The sequence below is a fragment of the Geomonas sp. genome (assembly GCF_035254065.1).
In the GTDB taxonomy this organism is placed as follows: domain Bacteria; phylum Desulfobacterota; class Desulfuromonadia; order Geobacterales; family Geobacteraceae; genus Geomonas.
The window spans coordinates 1-5,812 of the sequence record NZ_DATFBA010000347.1 but is presented as its reverse complement, the minus strand read 5'-3'; the positions used below and the strand labels follow the sequence as shown (position 1 = coordinate 5,812).

At 64.4% G+C, this 5,812-nt stretch carries 6 protein-coding genes; all 6 read right to left on the bottom strand.

The features are described 5' to 3' along the window. A partial coding sequence (locus tag VJ604_RS16220) for a transketolase family protein (RefSeq protein WP_324084338.1) occupies positions 1 to 1,325 on the bottom strand: 1,325 nt, incomplete at its 3' end. Positions 1,326 to 1,479: 154 nt separating this feature from the next. Further along, on the bottom strand, positions 1,480 to 1,719 hold the full coding sequence (locus VJ604_RS16215; protein ID WP_324084336.1) for a hypothetical protein: 240 nt from the start codon (positions 1,717 to 1,719) through the stop codon (positions 1,480 to 1,482). A gap of 247 nt (positions 1,720 to 1,966) precedes the next feature. After that, positions 1,967 to 3,334: an OmpA family protein gene (locus VJ604_RS16210; RefSeq protein WP_324084334.1), complete on the bottom strand. Its 1,368-nt coding sequence runs from the start codon at positions 3,332 to 3,334 to the stop codon at positions 1,967 to 1,969. Between the two features lie 280 nt (positions 3,335 to 3,614). Further along, positions 3,615 to 3,986: a rhodanese-like domain-containing protein gene (locus tag VJ604_RS16205; protein WP_324084333.1), complete on the bottom strand. Its 372-nt coding sequence runs from the start codon at positions 3,984 to 3,986 to the stop codon at positions 3,615 to 3,617. Between the two features lie 294 nt (positions 3,987 to 4,280). Further along, entirely contained in the window at positions 4,281 to 4,442 is a 162-nt protein-coding gene (locus VJ604_RS16200) for a hypothetical protein (RefSeq protein ID WP_324084331.1), read from the bottom strand. A 27-nt stretch (positions 4,443 to 4,469) separates the two neighbouring features. After that, positions 4,470 to 5,812 (bottom strand): (Fe-S)-binding protein (locus tag VJ604_RS16195; protein ID WP_324084329.1); only part of this gene is annotated, 1,343 nt, incomplete at its 5' end.

Genomic DNA, 5,812 nt, shown 5'->3' with positions numbered 1-5,812 from the left:
GCCATGGCGTGCTCGCGGATCCCGAAGTGCAGGTTGCGCCCCGCGTAGCTCACGCCGCCGCCCGCAAGGCCCTGCGTGGGCGGCGCGCCCTCCGCGTGCACCGGGAACGGGGCGCCGAAGTCGCCGAGGCCCTTCAGCATGGTGCGCGTCGAGGGGTCGAGGTCGGCCGAGCCGCCGATCAGCTCGGGGAGCTTTTCGGCCAGTGCGCTCAGCACCTTGCCGGCCGCGACCCTGGTGGCCATCCCCTTGGCGTCGGCCGGGTAGCTGGCGATCGCCTCCTGCCAGCCGGCGGGGAGCTCACCCGCCATGACCCGCTCAAGCTCGGCGGCCGGCTCGGGATGCTCCTGCCGGTAGGCCTGGAACAGGGAATCCCACTCGCCCCGGGCGGCGGCGCCGCGGGAGACCGCCTCCCGGTAGTGCCCGAGGGCGCGCTCGGGGAGCAGGAAGGCCGGCTCGGTCGGCCACCCCAGGTGCTCCTTGGTGCGGCGCACCTCCTCCTCGCCAAGCGGCGAGCCATGGGCCTCGAAGCTGTCCTGCTTGCCGGGGGAGCCGTAGCCCAGGTGCGTGCGGACCATGATCAGTGAGGGGTGCTCGCGGTCGGCGCGCGCCTTCTCCAGCGCCTCGCCGATCGCCTGCAGGTCGTTGCCATCCTCCACCGTCTGCACCTGCCAGCCGTAGGCGCGAAACCTTCCCCCCCGGTCCTCGGTGAAGCAGAGGTCGGTGGAGGCGGAAAGCGAGACCCGGTTGTCATCGTAGAGACAGATGAGCTTGCCGAGCTTGAGGTGCCCGGCCAGCGAGGCGGCCTCGGAGGCCACCCCTTCCATCAGGTCGCCGTCGCTTGCCAGCACGTAGCTGTAGTGGTCGATCACCGGGAAGCCGGGGCGGTTGTAGCGGGCGGCAAGGTGGGCCTCGGCGATGGCCATGCCGACGGCGTTGCCGAACCCCTGCCCGAGCGGCCCGGTGCTCACCTCCACCCCCGGCGCCACGCCCCGCTCCGGATGGCCGGGGGTGCTGCTCCCCCACTGGCGGAAGCGCTTGATCTCGTCCAGGGAGAGCTCGAAGCCGGTCAGGTGCAGCAGGCCGTAGAGGAGCATGGAGCCGTGCCCGGCCGAGAGGACGAAGCGGTCGCGGTCGAACCAGCCTGGATCCTTCGGGTTGTATTTCATGCAGCGGGTCCAGAGCAGGTAGGCCATGGGGGCCGCCCCCATCGGGAGCCCGGGGTGCCCGCTGTTGGCCTTCTGGACGGCGTCTATGGCAAGGAAGCGCAGGGTGTCGATGCAGAGGCGGTCGAGGTCCTCGGCTGCCGGCTGAGCTTGACGGGTCATTGGTGCAGCTCCTTATCTCCGGCATTCAGCCGGTTTTTCCTGCCACTGCTCTTCAAAAAGCGCGATCTGCTGCGGGTGGCGCGAGCTGGCAGGAATGGACGAGGTGGGCGGGCGCACCCTCTCATTAAAGAGATTAGCAACCCGCCCGGCTCTGTCAACGAGCCGCCCGGGCCTTCCCCTCCCGGCACTCACCCTTGGCATGCCGCCGGGACAGGACCATCCTCCCCAGCGGGATGGTGCTGATCATGCCGCCCACGAATAGGGCCCAGCCGGCCATCTTGCGTTCCCTGTCGTTCAGCCTGTCCGCGATCAAAAGGCCGATGCCTCCCCCCAGCACTACCCTGGTTCCGGCGATCAGAGCGAGCTGCGGCAGTGTCAACCTGGTCTCTTTCATCTCGTGCCTCCTCTTCCCGCGTTGTCGTTGTTGTCTGTCCTGTACCTGAGTCGGGCCCGAAAGGTCTCACTCCCTCAAAACGTGCGCCATTAGTATAGCAGGAATAACGCCCGGCACCGCCTGCACCCAACACGGCTCCCAAAAAAATAGCCCATATCGCTATGGGCTATTTTTTGTTCCAGTGGCGGCGTCGACTATGCCTGCCTATGTCACCTCTAGATACAGTAGCGCTGCCATTTCACCTTGGTTACTTCTTGATCACGCAGTCGATGACCGCGTTGATCCTGCGGTTGGCGGCACGCCCTTCAGGGGTGTTGTTGTAGGCGATGCGCCTGGTATCGCCGTACCCCTTGGCGGAGAGCCGTGAGCGGTCGATGCCGAGGTTGTTGACCAGGTAATCGACCACCGCCTGCGCGCGGCGCTGGGAGAGTTGCATGTTGGCCTGCGGGTCGCCGGTGTTGTCGGTGTGCCCCTCGATGACGGCGGTGGTGGTCGGGTACTGCTTCATGTAGTCGGCAACCTTGGCGATCTCGCCGCGGTACTCGGGCTTGATGTCGGCCTTGCCGGTGTCGAAGTCCATCACCAGGGACATGCAAAGCCGCTCGGGCGGTTCCAGCTTCTGGACGTCAAAGGCGCAGTCGATGATCGCCTCGATGCGGCGGTTCTTCTGCTTGCCGTCGTTGGTGGCGTTGTCGGCGACCGGACGGCTGAAGCCGTACCCCCTGGCGGTCAGCCGGGAGCGGTCGATGCCGAAGTTGTCCACCAGGTAGTCCACCACCGCCTGGGCGCGGCGCTGGGAGAGATCCATGTTGTGCTGGTAGCTGCCGACGTTGTCGGTGTGCCCCTCGATGACGGCGGTGGTGCTGGGGTATTTCTTCATGAAGTCACCGACCTTAGCGATCTCCGGACGGTACTCGGGACGGATCAGCGCGCGGTCGATGTCGAACTCGATGTGCATGGTCACGCAGTACTTGTAATGGCCGGGGGTCGGCTCGGCGGCCGGCACCGGTGCCACCGGGGTCTCCTGCGCCGGGGCCTGGGTCGGGGCAGTGACCGCCGTCGCAGCGGCTTGGCGTCCGCCCAGCACGAAGCTGAGGCCCAGCGAGTATTCCCAGTTGTGCAAGGTCTTGTAGCTGAAGTCCCAGATGTGGCGCCCGTCGGCCCTCAGGGCGACCATGTCGCTCATGAAGAACTTCAGGCCGCCGCCGGCGTTGAAGACCCCGTCAGTGGCGCTTTTGCCCGGGTACTCGATGGACTGGCCACCGCCACCGACTGCCAGGTAGGGGACCACCACGGAGTGGGGGATGAAGTTGTAGAGGATATCCATGTGGTAGAACCAGGCGTTGAATCTGCGCTCGCTGATCTTGTACTCGGCTCGCGCGTAGCTCCCCACCAGTTCCGCGGCCAGCGAGTCGGTGAAGTCGTACCCCACGCGGATGCCGTAGATCGGCTTGTTCTCCGTCAGGGCCGCCTGGCCGTTGTGGTCATGCTCATCGAAGTGGTAGCCGCCCACGTACGGCGAGATGGAGAAGGCACCTGCCCTTTCCCCGGCGTGGGCGATGCCGGCCAGCGCCAGCACGGTTAGAACGGCCAACAGAAACGCTAGTTTTTTCATCCCTTCCCTCCTTGGTGTGGAAAGCCCTCCGACGCGGGAGTGACCTTCCGGTTGGAATTTAGCTGCCACCGCATTGCGGGCTGCTTTCTCTGCGCGGGTGAATTTTGATAGCGAAGCTCCGTGGCTGGGACCGCTCGCTGGGCCACTACTGCGGCTGGCGGGCCGAGTTAATTCATTGGTTATAATAAATTAACGATTTCAAATACTATCCTCCTTCTGAGAGATGTCAAATATTTCAAGAAAAAACTTTAATGATTCCTAGGACCACCGAAGAACCAGTTCACAGTCCTCTCAACCGCTGCATCTTGCTTCCTTCGCCGATCTCCTCGACTGGGAGCCCGGCACTGAGATAGGCCTTGAAGCCGCCGGCCAGCAGACGGGCACCGGAGTAGCCCGCACCGCTGAGCAGCATCACCAACGCCTCGGCAGGCCGGTCGTTGGGAGCGGTGGAATAGACCACGACTGTCCCTTCTCTGGGAATGCGGTCCAGCTGACGCTGGCCGTCGTCGCTGGTCAGCCGCAAGGCACCGCGAGCCTTCTGCACCGCCAGATCCCAGTCCCCGGCGTGTCTTACTTCGACGAAAAAGACCGCCTCTCCCCTCTTCATTTGCTCGCGTACCCACTCCGGACCGACCGTCAGCTCGCTCATCATTGCCGTCTCCTTTGCGAAACGCCGTCAAGCGCCGCGTTTGTGAATTTCGAATCCCAGCCTTGGCGAACTTCAGGGGCAGATCGGCAGCCGTTCATGCTGAGCTTGTCGAAGCACCCCTTTTCCGTCTCTCACGAGCCACCCTTCGACAAGCTCAGGGCAAACCGTGTGTGAGGTTGTAGTAGAAACAAAAAAGGCACCGCGGGCTGAGAGCCCCACGGTTGGAGAGAGTGGCCGTTCAGCCGGACTCCTCTACCCGCAAAGCTCTTCCCACGGTGCCTGGCACCGGAGATTCGATCAATCCTCCCCTTCGTCGCCCGCCTTGTCGTCGATCCGCGGCGGCTGTCCCTTCCTCCTGATGTAGAGATAGACAATACAGAAGATGATGGCGACGATCACCAGCACGACGGAAAAACTGAACCACCCGAAAGGTTGAGTCACTACGTTTGCCTGTGGCATGGTTTCCCCCCTTTCCCGCTTGGTCTGTCAGGGAGCCTGCATCAGCCGTTCGGCTATCACCTCCGCCAGGTCCCTTGCCTGCATCCTACCCTCATAGCCCCCCGTCTTGATCCCGTCCTCGAACATGGTGAGGCAGAACGGGCAGTTGGAAACCAGCACCGGCGCCCCGGTGGCGACGGCCATGGCGATGCGTGTCTCGCTGATCCGGCTGCCGATCCGCTCCTCGGCCAGCACCCTTCCACCTCCGCCTCCGCAGCAAAAGCTTTCCCGGCCGCTTTGCTTCATCTCCGCAACCCGCGCCCCCGCAGTCGTCAGCACCGCGCGTGGCTCCTGGTAGATATCCTGGTAGCGCCCGATGTAGCAGGAGTCGTGGTAGCTGCAGTGAAGGTCGGCCGCCTCAATCGGCAGTTTCCCCTCGCGCAAAAGCCGCTCCAGGAAGGTGGTGTAGTGCTCCACCTCGACTTGAAAACCGAGGTCGCGGTAGTCGCGGGCCAGGGCGTTGAAGCAGTGGGGGCAGGTGGTGACCACCTTCTTGATGCCGTGCTGCTCCATCCGCTCTATGTTGGCCTGGGCCATGGACTGGTAGAGATACTCGTTGCCCATCTTGCGGGGCGGTTCGCCGCAGCAGGTCTCCTCCTTGCCGAGGATGCCGAGGCGGATGCCGGCGGCCGAGCAGACCCTGGCGAAGGCGCGGGCCACCGCCTGGTTTCTGCGGTCGAAGGAGGCGTAGCAGCCGACGAAATAGAGCACGTCCGCCTCCCCCCCTTCGGAGAGCACCGCCACATCCAGCCCTTCGGTCCAATCCGCCCGGCGGGCGAAGGCGAGCCCGAAGGGATTGCCGTTCACCTCGTAGTTGGAAAAGGCGGTCCGCACCTCCTCGCCGGGGAACTCGCCCCGCATCAGCGAGAGGTTCCGGCGCATCTCAAGGATCTTGTTGACCTGCTCGATGTTGGCCGGGCAGATCTCCTGGCAGGCGCGGCAGGTGGTGCAGGACCAGAGCACGTCGCGGGTCACCGTCTCCACCAGGTCCGCGGAACTGTTGTTGAAGGCGACCTCCCCCACCTGCTGCACCACGATCATGGGAGAAAGCGGCTTGGCCGTAACCCAGGCCGGGCAGCGGTCTTGGCAGCGCTTGCAGGCGGTGCAGGCGTCGGCGTCGTAGATGTCCTTCCAGCTCAATTCCGAAACGACGGTGGCACCGTAGCTCTCCCGGCTCTCGTCTTCCAGGTCGATGGTCTCGATGGCGCCCTTGGGGCGCAGGTCGGTGAACAGGTAGTTGATGCCGGTGAGGAAGAGGTGGCGGAGCTTGGTGAGCGGTATCAGGGCGATGAAGGCCATTGACACCCCGAAGTGGAACCACCAAAGCCCCC